We start from the raw sequence: 15,759 nt of genomic DNA, 5'->3' as shown, positions 1-15,759 counted from the left end.
GCCTGACCAAGGCCTTCAATTTTTGACCACGCCGGGTCTGACCGGATCCCACCCGACAGCTCGGCCTTCGGTCAGCGCGTCAACAAGGCCTTTCTTTTCAGCAACGGTCAGCGAACGAAGGATGCGCGCCGGATTTCCGACAAGGATGCTCTCGGAAGGCGCCGACTTAGTCACCACCGCGCCCGCTCCAACAACGCAATGATCACCGAGCGTGACCCCTGGAAGTATGATCGCACCAAAGCCCATATAGACAAAGCGACCAACTGTGACGCCGCGCGGCCCCTTGATCGGGCAATGCGCAAGAAGGATCGAGTTTCGCCCGATGACCGAATGATCCCCGATCGAGATAAGATGCGGGTTTACACTGTCGATTTCACCGAAGAGACGAACACCTTCGCCTATCCGTGCACCGAGCCTTCTATAGCGGACGATCACGGCAGCGCAGGCATTCAGGTTGACATAACCTGGGATCGACGCCTGCTCTATGGGTTCGCTGACGAAACCCCTAAGCCCACGGATCAGCCTGCGGGCGATAGAGCGGATCATCGCGGCACCATCACGAACCAACAAAGGGATTTGCGTAACCGAAAATCCTGCAATCGCCCGCCTACACCTCCTGAATCAAAACGTTCATACGAGGCGTAAAATATTGCTGATAGGATTGGTGGCCGCTTTGGTTGGTGACCGGCAAGCGAACATCCGTTCCCAAACGCCGGGCAATGAATTCGAAATCGCGATCGATGGTCTCAAAACGGCCGACAAAATCCACCATTACACGGCCAGACGGATCGCAAATAAAGCACGACTGCGGTGCAAAGTGCACGTCGGTCCTCGCATTTCCCGGGGTCAGCCAATTGCAGACAAGATCCTCGAGGTCCTTATACGGAACGAAATTCGCTTCCCACCAAATTCGGAAATTATCAGACTCTGCGGCCAGATTGGCGCCTTCACGCTTCAAATAAAAAAACGCAGAACCCAGTCTGTCCCACGGATTACGAACGAACGCGAACTTGAAGAACTTTCTGAATTTCGACGGACTCGCGCGAAGATACTGGTAGTACGGCGTGGGGCTGTCAGGCTCGACATTGAGCGCTCGAGCGACACTCGTGCCAGCAGTCTTCGGAATATGAATAAATATACTTCGGCTTGCGTTCGGGTAACCGCTGTAAACCCCCCTCCCTCGCAAGTCCGCTATTCTCATCCGCGCCGTCTCTATCGCGCCCTTCGGCTGCTCGCCGACACGGCGGGGCACGTCCGGATTTGATTGGCGCAAGATCTGCAGCATTTTTATCTGCGGCGCTCCCCGTTGCAGACGAGATCGACAATCTTGCGCTCCCACCGCGGAGCAAGATCAAGCCAATCCCATTTCTCCGCCATCGCGCGGCCGGCGGCTCCCATCCGCATGGCGAGAGACGGATCTCGCAGCAATTGTCCAAGCCGTACCGCCATCTCCTCGTCCGTCCAAACGACGAAGCCGTTCTTTCCATCCTCTACGATTGGCGTCTCGTAGAATCCGAACACTACCGCGGGCAAACCTGCAGCGGCAGCTTCCAAGCTGACTTTACCGAAACCTTCGCTCCTCGCCGTGTGTACGAATATGTCGGCGTTCATGAGTTCCTCGGCCACCTCGGCTGGCTGTTTGGCGCCGGGAAACCCTATGTTCGAAAGGTTGAAACGCTGAACTTCTTTCAGCATCAGACTTCGCAATTCGCCGTCGCCCACCCAAACGAAGTCGGCCGCCGGGAACCGGCGTGCAAGGCCGATAAATGCTTCCGGGCGCTTATGTTCGGAGACACCTCCGACCGCCACAACGCGGGTGCGAGAAGAACTAGCCGATGGCTTGGCGCGAGGCGCAAACAGCGCCGTGTCAACCCCGAGCGGAAGTACGCTCACCTTCTCACCAAATCTAGAGCGCGCCAAACGTCCCATAAAGGGCGTTATCGCGATGATATGATCGGACATCTCATCTAGCGCGTCGAGTCGATGCATTTGTTCGGCATGCACTCGCGTGCAGTAGACTCTATGGCCGGCCACTTCACTGTAGAGCTTCTCGGCAGCCGCGTTATCGCGACTGCACGCCGGCCCTTCAAACGTATTGATCATCATGGGGCGCGCATGAATACAATCGAGCGTCTTGAGCGCGAACCAATCTGCAAAGTGATGAATACCAGGACAGAAGACGGCATCGAATCCGCGCAGGTAGGTCGAAACGAGCCTGTGGAGCCAAAGCCGATTTGGAGCGATGCGAACGATATCCACATTCGGATTGGCCGCCACTTGAGCGGCCGGCTCCAAAAACGAAATCGCCGTCGGCCGCACCTCAGGTGAGTTCCAGCCACGCAGGATAGCCTGGACGTTCTGGGCTTGCGCATTGATATTCGCCGCATCCACCGCGCGCGGAAAGAGGACGCGTTTGGGCCTCACACCCGCACCAAACGCCCGCTCGCACCACGTGGCACCGTCGTGCGCGAAGGCGCCCCGCCAGTCCGCGTGGGCACATATAGCGCAACGAACTCGCGCGGCGGCAACGACAGAAAATACGGGATGACGGAGCCCCGCGACCCCATGACATTGCCATAGCGCACGACCGAAAAGCGCGTTTCGTGGCCGCCGGAATAGGCGTTTCCGGCGACGAAAAGCTTGTCGGAAACGAGCTTGGTGGCGCCGTAGAGGTTGATCGGGCTGCAGGCTTTGTCCGTCGATAGAGCGACGACCCGCTTGACTCTCTTGTCAATCGCCGCGTCGATGACGTTCATTGCGCCATCAATGTTCGTCTTAATGTGCTCGAACGGATTGTACTCGGCGCTTGGAACGATTTTGAGAGCGGCGGCGTGCACAACGTAGTCGATGCCGTCGAGCGCGCGTGCGAGCCGGGCGCGGTCTCTTACGTCGCCGATGAAGAACCGAATGCGGCTGTCGTTCCGGTATCCGGCCGCCATATCCCACTGCTTGATCTCGTCCCGCGAATAAACGACGAGGCGACGGGGATTGAACTGGGTCAGCGTCCTGGCGACGAACTCGCGGCCGAATGAACCGGTGCCGCCCGTGATCAGAATGCTGGAGCCGTCAAGCATTTCGCTTCTTACGCACAGGAATGCAGATCGTCGCCCGAACGCGTTAATGCGCGCCGAAGCCAGCCACGCTGGTCCGCACGTCTGTGCAGGGATCACAAGGTGGAGCTACGGCGAGAAATGCCTGATTTAGCGGAAGGCGCAGTGAAATGATTCTTGGCACCGGGACGTCGCTAATGCATGCCCAGCGATTCAAGCCGGTGCTCAGGAAGTCCCTCGATTTGGAGCAGCCGCCAGCGGAGATCATTCTGGTCTGCCGCCGGCCGGCCCGCGATCAGGGTCCTGAGATAAATGGCTTCGCTTGGAGTATTCTCCGCTAAAGCCACGTCGCGAGCACTGCGATCCCGCATATCGCTTGGCAGATCGCCCCAAATCAGCAGAGCGAGCGTGGCGCGCCGAAACATCAGCACGCCCTCGAGCGGCCCGGTCAATTGCGACAGCGACAACGCGTCTATTACTTTTTTCTTCGGCTGTGCCATGGTGTAGCGCAATTCTGCCAATTCCAGCCAGACCGAAGACGCCATTGGTCTGACCGCGAGATAGTCTTCCAGACGCCTCTCGCGGCGCTCGAGCTGACCCGGATCCTTGGCATCGAGACGCAGCGGACCGGGACGACGCGCCGCAGCCATCACCCCCATTGTTTCGTCCCATGCAGCGAGGCGCGTGACCGCATTCGCGGGACCGACGGTCCCCGCCGCAATCGCGAACGATGCGATCCTGAAGCCTTCGACCACGGCGAACAGCGCTATAGCCGCAGTCGCGTAGGCCGTCATATGGCGCAGTGATCCGGGCACCGACGTCAGCTCGTGTAGTAGCTCTTGTATTGCCGCGCCCCATAGTAATAGGAGTAGGCATATTTGCCGTACTTCCTCGCTTCGTGATCGATCACGTGATTGAAGACAATGCCCGCGATGTTTTTGCGGAATGACGGGTTATCCAAAACCCGCTCGACCAACTCACGGCCCGTCGCCGCCCACCTGACGACGAATACCACCTTGTCGACGAGCTGCGATACGATGACCGGGTCAATGACAGGCCCTACGGGAGGTGTATCGATTACGACGAAGTCGAATGAATTCTTGAAGTGACCGACCACGGCCTTCATGCGATCGGAATTCAGAAGGTCTGGTGGATTTTGGGTCTTGCTGCCCGCCTTGATGAACCACAGCTTCACGGTTTCGTTGTAGCGTACGACTTGCTCAAGGGACGCGCTTCCAACCAGAAGATCGACGAGTCCGGGTGAATGCTCCCCGTCGCCGTCGCCGAGGATTTTACTGGCTGAAGGACGTCGCAAGTCTCCGTCAATGACGAGGACCCGGAGGCCAGATCCGGCCGCCGACGCCGCGAGCGCCATCGCAATCGTCGTCTTGCCTTCATTCGGCACCGTCGATGTCACCTGCACCACCTTGGGCGGATTGTCGACGTCCGTCATCTGTATTCCGCTACGCAGCGTGCGTATGGCCTCGCTGTAGCGAGACAGGGGTTTGACGGCGATATACTCCGGCAACGAGATAGATTTGCCCTGAACATTCACTTCGGCCGGATCGGTCCGGCTCACCGAACTCAGCAGCGGCAGCCCAACAGCATCCTCGATCTGCTGGGGCGTCGTGAAACCGGAATTCAATGATTCCTTCGCCAAGGCGCCGGCGGTGCCCAGGAAAAGGCCAATCGTCATGAACAGCAACATCGTTTTGGGTTTACTCGGGTAGGTCGGAGCGCTGGGGGGTAGCGCCGGCGTGATCACACGAGCATCGCGCGGCTCAAAGGTCGACTGTTCTTGCGTCGATTTCGATTTCTTCAGGAACTCGTCAAACAACGCCTTGTTTACGGCCGCAGTGCGCTCGAGATCTCGTAACGTCACTACTGTGCCGCTATCGAGGTTACCCTGACCCGTCACCTCGCGCAGCGACTCTTCGAGCGAGGCCACGCGCGCCTTCGCGATTTCATACTCATTCTTGACATTGCCGGACAGCTTCTGGATCTCTGCGGCAATGCGCCGCTCGAGGTCGCGCCGTTCCGCGCGGGCGTTAATAACGAGCGGGTGCCGATCGCCGTAGCGAGCCAATAGATCGGCCTCTTTCTGCGCGTTGGCAGCCAGTTGGGCGCGTAGGATTCCGATGGTCTGATTGTCTTTCACCAAATCGGGCAGAAGGCTTTGCAGGTTTCCGCCTTTACCTTGCACCTGCTCAAGCAAGTCGAGCCTGGCCTTTTTTTCCGCGAGTTCTGTCCTGGCAGCCACGAGCTTGCCGTTCAAGTCAGCCAGTTGCTGCTGGTTTAGAGTGGCAGAGGCATTTCCGGCCAGTAGGCTGTGGTCCGCTCGAAATTTGGTTACCGCCGCTTCGGAGTCGCGGACCTGCTTGCGCAGCTGCTCAAGTCGATCGTTCAGCCACGCCGTAGCGCGCTGCGCGGCCTCGAACCGAGTGTCAAGCTTGTCGAGAATGTAAGCGTCGGCAATTGCGTTGGCCATCCGTGCCGCCCGCACAGGATCTGGCGAACTGAATGAAATGTTCACGACGAAGGTCTGCGGGACGCGGGTCACTTCGGTGGCGCCGCGCAGTTTGGCAATCGCGGCGATCACACTCGCCGGATATACCGACGCGTACGGCTCGCCGTCGCGCGGCCGGCCCGGAAACATTGATCGGAGCTTACCGATGAAGGAGTTCTCCTGCTTCCCCGGCGCTACGGGGGCTGGCTTGGACGTGGTGGTCTCATTCGCTCCGGCCTCCAGGTCGCCAGGCCGCACGAGATTTTCGCGCTCGACGACGCGATGGAGCAGCGCCGTCGAGCGGATGACGGCGGCTTCGCTTTCCGAGGAAATGATGGGGTTCATGATCGGTTGCGTAAACAACGTGTCGTCACCGATTCCCTTCGCCCTGAGCGGATCCAGCAGGACCTGCGCGCTGGCGACATAAATCGGCGTCGATCGAATCAACTGCAATGTTCCGGCGATTGTCGCGACGGCCATGATCGCAGCGATAAACTTCCACTGCCTCCAGAAAAACCCGATGACAGAGGCGAGGTCAAAGCCGCGCTCTGGCGGCTCGATGTCCACCCGGGTGTTCGGCGAAAGCCGGTTCAGCATGTCTCGACGCCCTATCGTTTAAAATGCAGCGGTTATTCGATCACTCGCTTGTGCGCACACGAGAGCTAAACGCCTGTGCCGTACCGGCCCCGAGAATGGCCATGACCGTGATGGTGATCCCCTGGATCTGCATGCTGAAATCGACCAGTGAGTGCAGCCCCACCAGCATCGAGACGCTGAAGGCGGCACGCGGAACGGTCAAATTCGTCTCGCGCGTGGTGGCACCTTTGAGGCAAAGCCAGCTTACCCATGCCACCGCTCCGATCAGCAGCGCGCCGAACAAGACCCCCAACCCCTGGAGAACCTCGAGATACGTATCGTGCGCCATTGCCCAATGGTTCGTCAGCGGCGCAACCAGGTGCGTGCGGAACATCGGAAAAATGTCTTCGAACGTTCCGTACCCGAAGCCGAGCGACGGCGCGGTAACAATCGAGTTGATCGCGGCCTTCCACACGTCGAGCCTCGACTGGTCTTGAACACCATTGATTTCGAGGTTGCCGAGCACTTCGTTACCGAATGCGGTAAAGAGAGCAACAAGCAACAGAGCCACCGCTGCGATAGTCAGGCGTTGTTCCCTGCGCTGCTGCTTGGAGCGCGCGGAGAGAGCGGCAAACACGAAAAGACCAAACGCAGTTGAGATGAAGCCGCCGCGTGAGCCCGTTCCGAGCAGGCCCACGGCCAGGATGACGATCGAACCGATCATAACGGCACCTGAGCGCCCGGTCGTTTCCAGGATCGACGCGAGGCGGTGACGGAATGGTACGCCGGCTCTCGCGGCTTCCTCGCGATAGTGCTGGAGACACACTGCGATCATTAAAATGAGGCCGATGCCGCTATAGGTCGCGTACGAATTGCGGTTATAGAACGTAGAAGAGAGGGCGGCGTTCGCGCCCGGATTTGGGAACCAAAGCGTCCGATCTGGAAGGACCATGGCAGACAGAAACGCCCAAACCGTGTAGCCGACGACCACAAACGCGATGACCTTCAAGAGCTGAATCGCGCGCCGCGCATCTCGGCACAGTTGCAGGGACAGCCAGAAGACAGAGCCTGCCGTCAGCAGACGCAACAGTGCCAGCATCGTCGCATCGGGGTTCACTGAGATGCGACCATGGACGGGAACGTGGATGACTTCCGCAGCCATTTCCCAAATGGGGTTTTGCAGCGAGCCAGGCACCCACGTCGCTGTCTGCAGCCAAATCCAGAAAAGAACCGCGACCATCGCGGTGACAGGAACGGCGAGCCACTTGACGGCGACCGGCTCGGTCTGGCCCCGCCAAACCAGCGACATCTCATAGACAAGCAGCAATCCCGGAAAAAGGATCGCGTTGATCCCCCACGGCAGGAGACCGGTGCCGCCCAGCCAGAACGGCGCCCACGACAGCCCAACACAAAGGCCCCAAAAGAGAGCGGTCTCCCATATGTGATGCGAGGCGACAGAGCCCCGCACGGTTGAGCTACCGTTTCTCGCGAGATGACTGGAGGTCACAACGTCAATTTCAATTTTCGGCACGCATAAAGTCACGCGTCTCGCCAAATCGATCGGCAGTCGTGGATTCGGCGCTGCTTCCGTGCATGTCTCAACGGCTACCGCACGACGGGTGACTCAAATCACGCCGACGCACACTGCCAACTCGCGCACTCGCTTTTTTTCAATTATTTTTCGTCGACGTCATGGACGCAAGCATAAACTTGCGCTCTTCGTGACCGCATTCTCGTTTTTATTGTCATTGACTGCAAAATGCTGCACTCGTCTATCAATGGATTATCAATTTTCGATTTTTAACGAATGCATAAGTCCTGTCGCGCGCCGCACGTGCGCCGCACCTCATGCTCAGCCGCATGCATTCGCGTCGGCTGCCGGTCGTCCTGCGCCAGCGCCGATTCAGAAAATAGCCGTCAGCAAGGCCCACCGGGCGTGGTGGGGCTTACCGTCGTGCATGAAGTCGTCACCGGATTACTGTTGGTCTGACCCGAATAGAGATTGGATCCGCCATTGTTAGATGCAAGAGCATTCGAAACGACGAGCGCAAGCGTGGCATTTCCGCTGAGGGTCGCCGCGCGCACGATCTCCCCGCCTGCCGACGAATTGCCGCGCGCCATGAACGTTGTGACCGCCTCCGCCATGCCGCTGGCGGCAGCCAACTGCTGCGCAGGATTGCCACGGCTCGCGACAAAGGCCACATCGTCGGCGAGGTCCGGATTCGCCAATAGCAGCTCGCGCACAGCGTCGGTCAGGCCCTGTCCGCCGTTGGGAAATGCGGCGAACGCTGCTGTGACCTGCGGCGACGGCGAGCCCACGTAATTGCCTGTGCCTGCATATTGCCCGGCGTCAGCCCTCGGGGAGACAATGGCGACACACAGGATCGCGATGAATCCAAAGATCATCTTACGCATCGTCTTCTCCTAGGCTCCCGGCGCCGCGGTCGGACATGATCCTCAATACTTGTAAGAGGCACCAAGGCTGACCAGGTGCTGGTCGAAGCTCTGACCAACGACGTCGGAGTCCACCGACTTGTATTGGTAATCGAGCGTCAGGCCGAGATTGCGCCACACCTCGTAGGTGACGTTGGCGCCGGCAAGCCAACCGTTATCGGTGCGGCTAACGTTGACGAAACTGGTCCTGACATAGCCGAAGCGTCCGTTGGCGCCCCAGCCGCGAGGCAAGCCGTTGTAGCCGACGGTCAGGAGCGCCGTCGTCACCCGGGTAGCGAGGCCGGTGGCACCGCCGGTTGCAATGCTCGAGGCCCCCAGAGTTTCGTCGAGAGACGCTTTCAGGTCCCACATCCGCGTCGGCGAATAGCCGACACGGATGCCGAAGACGCCGCTGTCGTAGGTGCCTACAATGTCGTTCTTTTCGGCCTGGTAGCCGCCGTAAACCTCACCCTGCCAGAGGCCGGGCGCGCTGGTGCCGATGCCGCCGGTGACGCGGTAGCCGTTCGAATTGCGCGCTGAATCGGTGTATCGTTGCCAGTCCACCTGCGGATCGACATAGGCGTAGATCTGGGGGGTGAGGTCAAACCCGAAGCGCGAGGCCACGGTGTAAACCGTGCCGTCCCGGCTGGTCGCGAACCCAGGATCGCTGTCGAATTTCGTTGCGATGACGCTTCCGGACAGGCCAGCAAAGGCCCGGCCGAAGCGCTTGTCGACGCCGACGGCGCCCGAATACTGGTTGTACCGGTCAGGATTGACCTGCGGCGAAACCGTTACGGGCGCGACCGGCGCAGCTGAGGTCGGCGACAAGGTCGTGTTTGCGTTCGTGAAGGCAGAACTACCGAAGACGTCTGCCTGGCGGGTGAAATCGAAATTGCCGCGCACCGTCAGGTCGGGGAGCGGCATGTAGAGCTGCGTGATACCGGCTTTGGCGTCGACCGTCGTCTGATGGTTCACGCCGGATGCGCTGTAATTCTGAAGATCGGCGATGCCGTAGATGTTGGTCTGATAAATCCCGTTATCCACGTTAGCCGTAAAGCCCGGCACGACACGCTCGCCCCAACTCGAGATTTTTCCGGCCTCGGTTTGGTTGACGTTGCTGTTGTAAACGGCGCCCGCGAACAACGTCGGCGAGAAAAGCCAACCGCCGATCGCCATTGGCTGCGGCCCTTGCGGCGCACTTTCGCCAGCGGTCTTGACCGGCATATCGGCCGCCCTGACTGGAACTGTCACGACGCCAATTAAAAGCGCTGCGAGTGACGCGTAGAGAATGCGCGTCTTGCAATAATTCATCACACATGCCCCAGTTGCCGGCAATCGGAGGCCCAGACGACAGTGAACCAGCAAAATTCCCAGTCTCGAGCTTGGTTGATTCCGGAATCATTTTCAACCGCATATTTTATATTTCATCGATATCAGCGTGCGGATTCCGCATCTCTTTTAGATCTGCGTCATCATTTTTAATTCCAGTTGCAATTTTACAACGTAATAATCAGACAGGTCATTATCAGTGTTTATCAAGACTCATAACGATCAGAAATATCTCTCCGGCACTCTTATCAAATCTCCCGGCAGAATAAGGGTGGCAGACGTCTGCGGATATTCCTTCATGCCCTTGTCCCCAATGTGCTGAATCAACACGTAATTTCGGTTCGCGCGGTACGTTCCACCGCCGGCCATGGCCAGCGCCGTCAGCACATTGAGGCCCGGCTTATAGGGATATTCGCCCTGCTTTTCGACTTCGCCGACGAGATAGACCGGCCGATATTGTAAAATCGTGACCGTCACTTTTGGATCGCGCAGGTACTCACTGCGGAATTTTTTTGCCAATTCCTGCTCGAATTGCGACTGCGTCAGCCCTACGGCCCTCACAGTGCCAGCCAACGGCAACGAAACCACACCGTTTGGATCGACATCATAATCGCCGCTAAGGGTCGGCTCATTAAAAACTGTTATATGTATCTTTTCGCCACCGGCGAAGCGCGGCATAGCTGTCGCTGCGGAAGCCGTCGCCTGGATATCAGCCTGCGACGCCTGCCCCAGATCGCCCTGCGTACTGCAGGCACCGAGGCCGACGACGGCAGAAATCAACCCGATCAGTAGCATACTCTTGCTGAACGTCATGCTTTTACACCGTTTTGCTGCCAGCCACGGCGCGTTTAGTTCCGCCCCCATAACGGCCGTTTATCAATTGATATTTCCGCCAAGCATACTGACGAAAAAATTGATACACGACTTGCAGTTTTTTTCTACGGAAAATGGAGCGCTCGCCAATTTTGTAATATTAGTGCTTCTTCTGTCGGAAGGGATCACAGCGGCGGCAAGGCGTAAAGACGAGGACGGACCCGAATGGCCACTCGATCCCCCGTATCGCGCAGCTCATTTGCACTTCGCATTTCGGTCTACGATTCGGTCTGCGCGACCGTCACGCCCCTGCTGGCCCTGGCCGTTCGCGGGGCCCCCTCGCTTTCGACCGCCGACTGGCCGACGGCCGCCATCTATTGCGGGCTGACAACCGGCCTCACCTTGCTCGCCCTTGTCGCCTTTCGGGTTCGCGACAGCGTGGCGCATCTGTTTTCGGTCGGCGATGCGATCGAACTCGCCAAGGCCGTCGCCATGGCCGAATTGGCGACTTGTCTCATCCTGTTCTCGGCCACGCGCCTCGAGAACATCCCGCGCACGACCCCGGTCATCCATGCGCTTCTGCTCGCCGCCGCCCTCGTGGTCGGTCGATCATTCGTCCGCATGCTGCGCTCCGGCGCCGAGACAGGCGCCGCCGACAGCGCGCCGGCCCAGCCGCAACACGTCATCGTCATCGGCGCGAACAAACTGTCGTCGCTCTACATCGGCTTCCTGCGCGCGTACGCACCGAGCCAATACCGGGTCATCGGCCTGCTCGACGACCGGCCGGACATGATCGGTCGCTCTCTGGCGGGCATCCGCGTTCTGGGGCCGATCAACCACCTGTCGCCGATCGTCGAGGAGTTCAAAGAGCACGGCGTCTCGACGGATCGTGTCCTCGTCGGCGGCGATCCGGACGTCCTTGCCGCCGAATCGATCGGACAAATCACCGCCGTCTGCAATGCGCTGGAGATGCGACTCGACTACATCCCGCATCTGCTCGGCCTCGATGCCCAGGCAGCGGCGGATACGCCCAGCGCCACCCTGCCGGCTACGCTTCCTTTGGGCGCGTCGGCGACGTACTCGGCGCCGCGCTATCACCGGATCAAGCGTGCGCTCGACCTCGTTTTTGCGCTGGTGCTGACGATTGCGCTGCTGCCGGTCATGCTTCTGGTAGCCGCCGTCGTGCTCTTCGACGTCGGCCTGCCGGTGCTATTCTGGCAGGAGCGCATCGGCCGCAACGGCCAGAGCTTCCAACTGCACAAGTTCCGCACGCTGCAGCCGTCCTTCGACTGGAAGGGCCGGCCGCTGCCAGAAGAGGCGCGGCTGAGCGCCATCGGACGCATGCTGCGGATGGTGCGGCTGGACGAGTTGCCGCAACTCCTCAACGTCCTGGTCGGCGACATGTCGCTGATCGGTCCGCGTCCGCTTTTGCCGCGCGACCAGCCGCTCCACCCGGCGGTACGGCTGTCGGTGCGGCCCGGCATGACCGGCTGGGCGCAGGTGCATGGCGGGACGTCGCTCACACCCGAAGAAAAGAACGTGCTCGACGAATGGTACGTGCAATACGCTTCGCCGTGGATCGATCTTAAGATCCTCGGCAAGACGATCGGCATCGTGCTCGGCGGCGACCATCACACGCGCAGCAAGGCCGCGCCTTCAGGCCGTGGCCAGCTCGATCTCGCAGGCCATCGCGATCCCCTCGGCGAGACGTGACCCCTTTCGAACGATGGCTCGTCTCATCTTCGTCAACCGCTTCTTCTACCCGGACCATTCTGCCACCAGCCAGATCCTGAGCGACCTCGCCTTCGCCCTGTCAGGCAATGGCCACGACGTGCACGTCGTCACCAGCCAGCAGATCTACGACCAACCCGCCGCCTCGCTTCCAGCCGAAGAAACCGTCAATGGCGTGCGGGTCCACCGCGTGCTGACGACACGCTATGGGCGGGCCGGCCTTTCGGGCCGCGCCGTCGATTATCTGTCCTTCTATGCCTCAGTCGTGCCGCGCTTGCGCGAGGCGGCCGGACGCGACGACATCGTCATCGCCAAAACCGATCCGCCGCTGATCTCGGTCGTCGCAGCGGGCGTCGCAAGGCATCGTTCGGCGCATCTCGTGAATTGGCTGCAGGACATCTACCCCGAAGTCGCCATGGAGCTGAAAGTGCCGCTGACCCGTCCGGCGGCCCGCGCGCTCATTCCGCCGCGAAACTGGTCGCTGCGGACGGCGAAGGTCAATGTCGTCCTCGGCACGTCCATGGCGGCGCGATTGGCTGCAATCGGCGTAGCTGCAGACCGCATCAGAATCATCCCTAACTGGATCGACGATCGCGCGATCATGCCTGTGCCGCGCAAGGACAACGCTCTTCGAAGGGAATGGAAGCTGCAGGACAAGTTCGTCGTCGGCTATTCGGGCAATCTTGGCCGCGCGCACGAATTCGAAACGCTGCTCGCCGCCGCAGACCGGCTGCGATCCGATCCCCGCTTTGCCTTCGTGGTGATCGGCGGCGGCCGACAATTCGACCGCCTCGCCGGCGCGGTCGACCGGCGCAAGCTTACGGATTCGTTTCGGTTGCTGCCGTATCAGGACCGGCAGCAATTGCGGCTTTCGCTCGGCGTCCCGGACGTGCACTGGATCTCGATGCACCCGCCGCTCGAAGGTCTGATCTTCCCGAGCAAGTTCTACGGCATCGCCGCCGCCGGCCGGCCACTGATTGCGCTGACCGGCGGTCGCGGTGAGATAGCGGAACTCGTTCGCCGGCATGACTGTGGTGTCGTGGTGGAACCCGGCGATGCGGACGGCTTTGCCCGCACGCTCACCAAACTCGCCGACGATCCGGCCCTTTGCACGACGATGGGCGCGCGGGCGCGCGCAATGCTTGAGCAGCAGTTCTCCCGGCAGCATGCGATCGCCGCATGGGAGGCGCTGCTGAAAACGCTCGCACCGGAAGACGCCGCTTCACGGTCATGACCTGCGAGGCGCGCCGACCAAAGCGGGGCCGGTCAGGGCGTGAGAAACCGGTGGCTTTCTCCCTCCAGCACGACACACGTCAGCCGCCCGGTCGCGAAGGCGCCGGTATCGATGTTGATGCGATTGCGACGGACGTCCGGTTCGGCCACCGGCGTGTGCCCGTGAATGACGACTTTGCCGTAATCCATGGCCGAATTGAGAAACTCATCGCGGATCCAGAGCAGGTCGCTCTCGCTCTGCCGGTCGAGCGGAATGCCCGGCCGCACGCCGGCATGACAGAAGAAATAGCGGCCAGAAACGAACGACGTGCGCAACGACGCGAGGAAATCGCGATGCGCCGGCGTCATCGCGGCTTCAAGTTGCTTCGCCGTCTGCTCATAACCACGGCCGACCATCATCTCGCGGAGCGGCACGCCGAACGACGCAAGCGTTTCCAGTCCGCCGAGTCGGCGCCAATGTTCACCGACCGCCGGATCGGTGAGGAACGACTCGAAGAGGCTTTCGTGATTACCTTTGAGCGCGATGTAAGGCATGCCGAACGGATTGGCCTGCAGCCGCTCGATGACCTGACGCGATTGCAGACCTCGATCGATATAATCGCCGACGGTGACCGTGATGGCCGCGCCTTCCCGCGCCGCGGCGTCGCGCCGGATCGCCTCGATCGCCCGCTCGAGCAGATCCAGCCGCCCGTGGATGTCGCCGATCGCGTAGATGCGCGCGGGTTGATCGAGATCGCTCATGGGCGGTCGAACGGTTCGCCTCGCGGATATTGCGTGGTCCTGCTAGGTACCATGCGCGCAGCGGCGGCAAAAGCGTGCCCGCAACTTGCATGCGCCGGCGCACCGTGCCATGGCATCGGCGCCCCGAACGAACGGACCTGCGAGACAAATGCCCGAGGCCGCAAAGCCCGTCGCCTTTCTCGACCGCGACGGGGTGCTCAACGTCGACCACGGCTACGTGCATCGGCCGGAGCGGCTCGAATGGGTCGCGGGCGCGCCCGAGGCCGTGCGCCTGCTCAACGAGGCCGGCATCCCCGTCATCGTCATCACCAACCAGTCGGGCGTCGCGCGCGGCTATTTCGGCGAGACGGACGTGCAGCAGTTCCATGCGCACGTGCAGGAGCAGTTGCGCGCGCGCGGCGCGCACGTGGACGCTTTCTATTATTGCCCGCATCATCCGCAGGGCACGGTGGCGGAATTCGCAATCGCCTGCGACTGCCGCAAGCCGAAGCCCGGCATGCTGGAGCGGGCGGCGCGCGACTTTGCGGTCGACCGCCGGCGTAGCTTCCTCATCGGCGACAAGGACGACGACGTCGCAGCGGCCGCGGCGTTCGGGGTCCGCGGTATCAAGTTCGATGCGAAGACGCAGTCGCTCGTCGAGGTGGTGCGGAAGGCGATGGCCGGGCGCTGAGCAAGCGTCAGATGTCGCGGCCTTCGACCTTTTCCTGCAGACGTTTCACCGCGTCGGGGATGTGTTCCATGCGCGGATAGATCGCGAGCACGCGGCGGTAGACGTCGAGCGCCTGCCGGTCGTCGCCGATGTCCTGCAGGATCAGGCCGAGCCCGGCGAGCGCGCCGAAATGGCGCGGCTCGCGCTTCAACACCTCACGAATATCGGCGAGCGCGCGGCCGTAGTCCTTGCGCGTATAATAAAGCGTGGCGCGCTCGTTCCAGGCCTCGACGTAGTCGGGCTTGATCTTGATGATCGCGGTCAGAAGCTTGATCGCGAGGTCGCTGTCCTTGCCGGTGAGGGCGGTGCGCGCGCGCAGCATCAGGAGATTGGCGGTGTCGCTGCGCGAGACCGCCCACACCGCCCAGATCCGCTCCTCGATGGCCTTGGCGATGCTGGCATCAGGCGCCGCCTTCAGCGCGCCGAACAGGAAGTCGAGGTTCTTGGACGGATCGCCGCCGACATGCGGCAGCTTGGCCGGCGGCTTCACCCATTCCGGCTTCGCCGGACCGGGCTGCGGCGCAGACTCCTGCGCAACCGCAGGCGCCGCCGCCAGCAACAGGGCAGCCGCGAGCAGGCCGAGGTGGAATCGTGCGCGCATGGACGGAGGCTAAGCTCCCCGCCCGAAAAGGCCAAAC

At 60.9% G+C, this 15,759-nt stretch carries 14 protein-coding genes and 1 pseudogene; 3 read left to right on the top strand and 12 right to left on the bottom strand.

The features are described from left to right. Nucleotides 1-15: 15 nt before the first annotated feature. The 10 genes and pseudogenes from VGV41_RS16230 to VGV41_RS16185 all read right to left on the bottom strand — a co-directional run bounded on the left by VGV41_RS16230 (nucleotide 16) and on the right by VGV41_RS16185 (nucleotide 10,707). Nucleotides 16-546 (bottom strand): acyltransferase, encoded by a 531-nt coding sequence (locus VGV41_RS16230; RefSeq protein ID WP_326864961.1) that lies wholly within the window; start codon nucleotides 544-546, stop codon nucleotides 16-18. A gap of 61 nt (nucleotides 547-607) precedes the next feature. Further along, nucleotides 608-1,285: a sulfotransferase family 2 domain-containing protein gene (locus VGV41_RS16225; RefSeq protein ID WP_326864960.1), complete on the bottom strand. Its 678-nt coding sequence runs from the start codon at nucleotides 1,283-1,285 to the stop codon at nucleotides 608-610. Nucleotides 1,286-1,287: 2 nt separating this feature from the next. Beyond that, the gene (locus tag VGV41_RS16220) at nucleotides 1,288-2,424 is read right to left on the bottom strand and encodes a glycosyltransferase family 4 protein (RefSeq protein ID WP_326864959.1); all 1,137 of its coding nucleotides are present in this window, start codon (nucleotides 2,422-2,424) and stop codon (nucleotides 1,288-1,290) included. 101 nt (nucleotides 2,425-2,525) lie between these two features. After that, nucleotides 2,526-3,074 (bottom strand): annotated as a pseudogene (locus VGV41_RS16215) (polysaccharide biosynthesis protein); the annotation flags it as partial. Nucleotides 3,075-3,244: 170 nt separating this feature from the next. Next, entirely contained in the window at nucleotides 3,245-3,844 is a 600-nt protein-coding gene (locus tag VGV41_RS16210) for a hypothetical protein (protein ID WP_326864958.1), read from the bottom strand. Between the two features lie 26 nt (nucleotides 3,845-3,870). Next, the gene (locus tag VGV41_RS16205; RefSeq protein ID WP_326864957.1) at nucleotides 3,871-6,153 is read right to left on the bottom strand and encodes a GumC family protein; all 2,283 of its coding nucleotides are present in this window, start codon (nucleotides 6,151-6,153) and stop codon (nucleotides 3,871-3,873) included. A 40-nt stretch (nucleotides 6,154-6,193) separates the two neighbouring features. Next, nucleotides 6,194-7,663 (bottom strand): O-antigen ligase family protein, encoded by a 1,470-nt coding sequence (locus VGV41_RS16200; protein ID WP_326864956.1) that lies wholly within the window; start codon nucleotides 7,661-7,663, stop codon nucleotides 6,194-6,196. Nucleotides 7,664-8,049: 386 nt separating this feature from the next. Then, a complete protein-coding gene (locus tag VGV41_RS16195) occupies nucleotides 8,050-8,547 on the bottom strand; it encodes a hypothetical protein (RefSeq protein ID WP_326864955.1) in 498 nt (165 codons plus the stop codon). A gap of 42 nt (nucleotides 8,548-8,589) precedes the next feature. Further along, nucleotides 8,590-9,876, bottom strand: a complete 1,287-nt coding sequence (locus tag VGV41_RS16190; RefSeq protein ID WP_326864953.1) for an outer membrane beta-barrel protein — start codon at nucleotides 9,874-9,876, stop codon at nucleotides 8,590-8,592. Between the two features lie 240 nt (nucleotides 9,877-10,116). Next, a complete protein-coding gene (locus VGV41_RS16185) occupies nucleotides 10,117-10,707 on the bottom strand; it encodes a polysaccharide biosynthesis/export family protein (protein ID WP_326864952.1) in 591 nt (196 codons plus the stop codon). A gap of 225 nt (nucleotides 10,708-10,932) precedes the next feature. On the opposite strand from VGV41_RS16185, the gene VGV41_RS16180 reads away from it, so the two are divergent. Next, nucleotides 10,933-12,420 carry a sugar transferase gene (locus VGV41_RS16180; protein WP_326864951.1) on the top strand — a complete coding sequence of 496 codons (1,488 nt, stop codon included), beginning with the start codon at nucleotides 10,933-10,935 and terminating at the stop codon, nucleotides 12,418-12,420. 13 nt (nucleotides 12,421-12,433) lie between these two features. Then, nucleotides 12,434-13,672 carry a glycosyltransferase family 4 protein gene (locus VGV41_RS16175; RefSeq protein WP_326864950.1) on the top strand — a complete coding sequence of 413 codons (1,239 nt, stop codon included), beginning with the start codon at nucleotides 12,434-12,436 and terminating at the stop codon, nucleotides 13,670-13,672. A gap of 32 nt (nucleotides 13,673-13,704) precedes the next feature. Here VGV41_RS16175 and VGV41_RS16170 read toward each other — a convergent pair whose 3' ends face one another. Continuing rightward, the gene (locus tag VGV41_RS16170; protein ID WP_326864949.1) at nucleotides 13,705-14,412 is read right to left on the bottom strand and encodes a metallophosphoesterase family protein; all 708 of its coding nucleotides are present in this window, start codon (nucleotides 14,410-14,412) and stop codon (nucleotides 13,705-13,707) included. A gap of 148 nt (nucleotides 14,413-14,560) precedes the next feature. Between VGV41_RS16170 and VGV41_RS16165 the strand changes: the two genes are divergently transcribed. Beyond that, on the top strand, nucleotides 14,561-15,082 hold the full coding sequence (locus tag VGV41_RS16165; RefSeq protein WP_326864948.1) for an HAD family hydrolase: 522 nt from the start codon (nucleotides 14,561-14,563) through the stop codon (nucleotides 15,080-15,082). 7 nt (nucleotides 15,083-15,089) lie between these two features. On the opposite strand, the gene VGV41_RS16160 is transcribed toward VGV41_RS16165, so the two are convergent. Further along, nucleotides 15,090-15,722, bottom strand: coding sequence for a tetratricopeptide repeat protein (locus tag VGV41_RS16160; protein WP_326864947.1), 633 nt, complete (start codon nucleotides 15,720-15,722; stop codon nucleotides 15,090-15,092). Between the last annotated feature and the right edge of the window lie 37 nt (nucleotides 15,723-15,759).

Origin of the sequence: Pseudolabrys sp. (genome assembly GCF_035943735.1) — a bacterium.
Classification (GTDB): Bacteria; Pseudomonadota; Alphaproteobacteria; order Rhizobiales; family Xanthobacteraceae; genus Pseudolabrys.
This window is presented reverse-complemented; position numbering and strand designations above follow the sequence as displayed.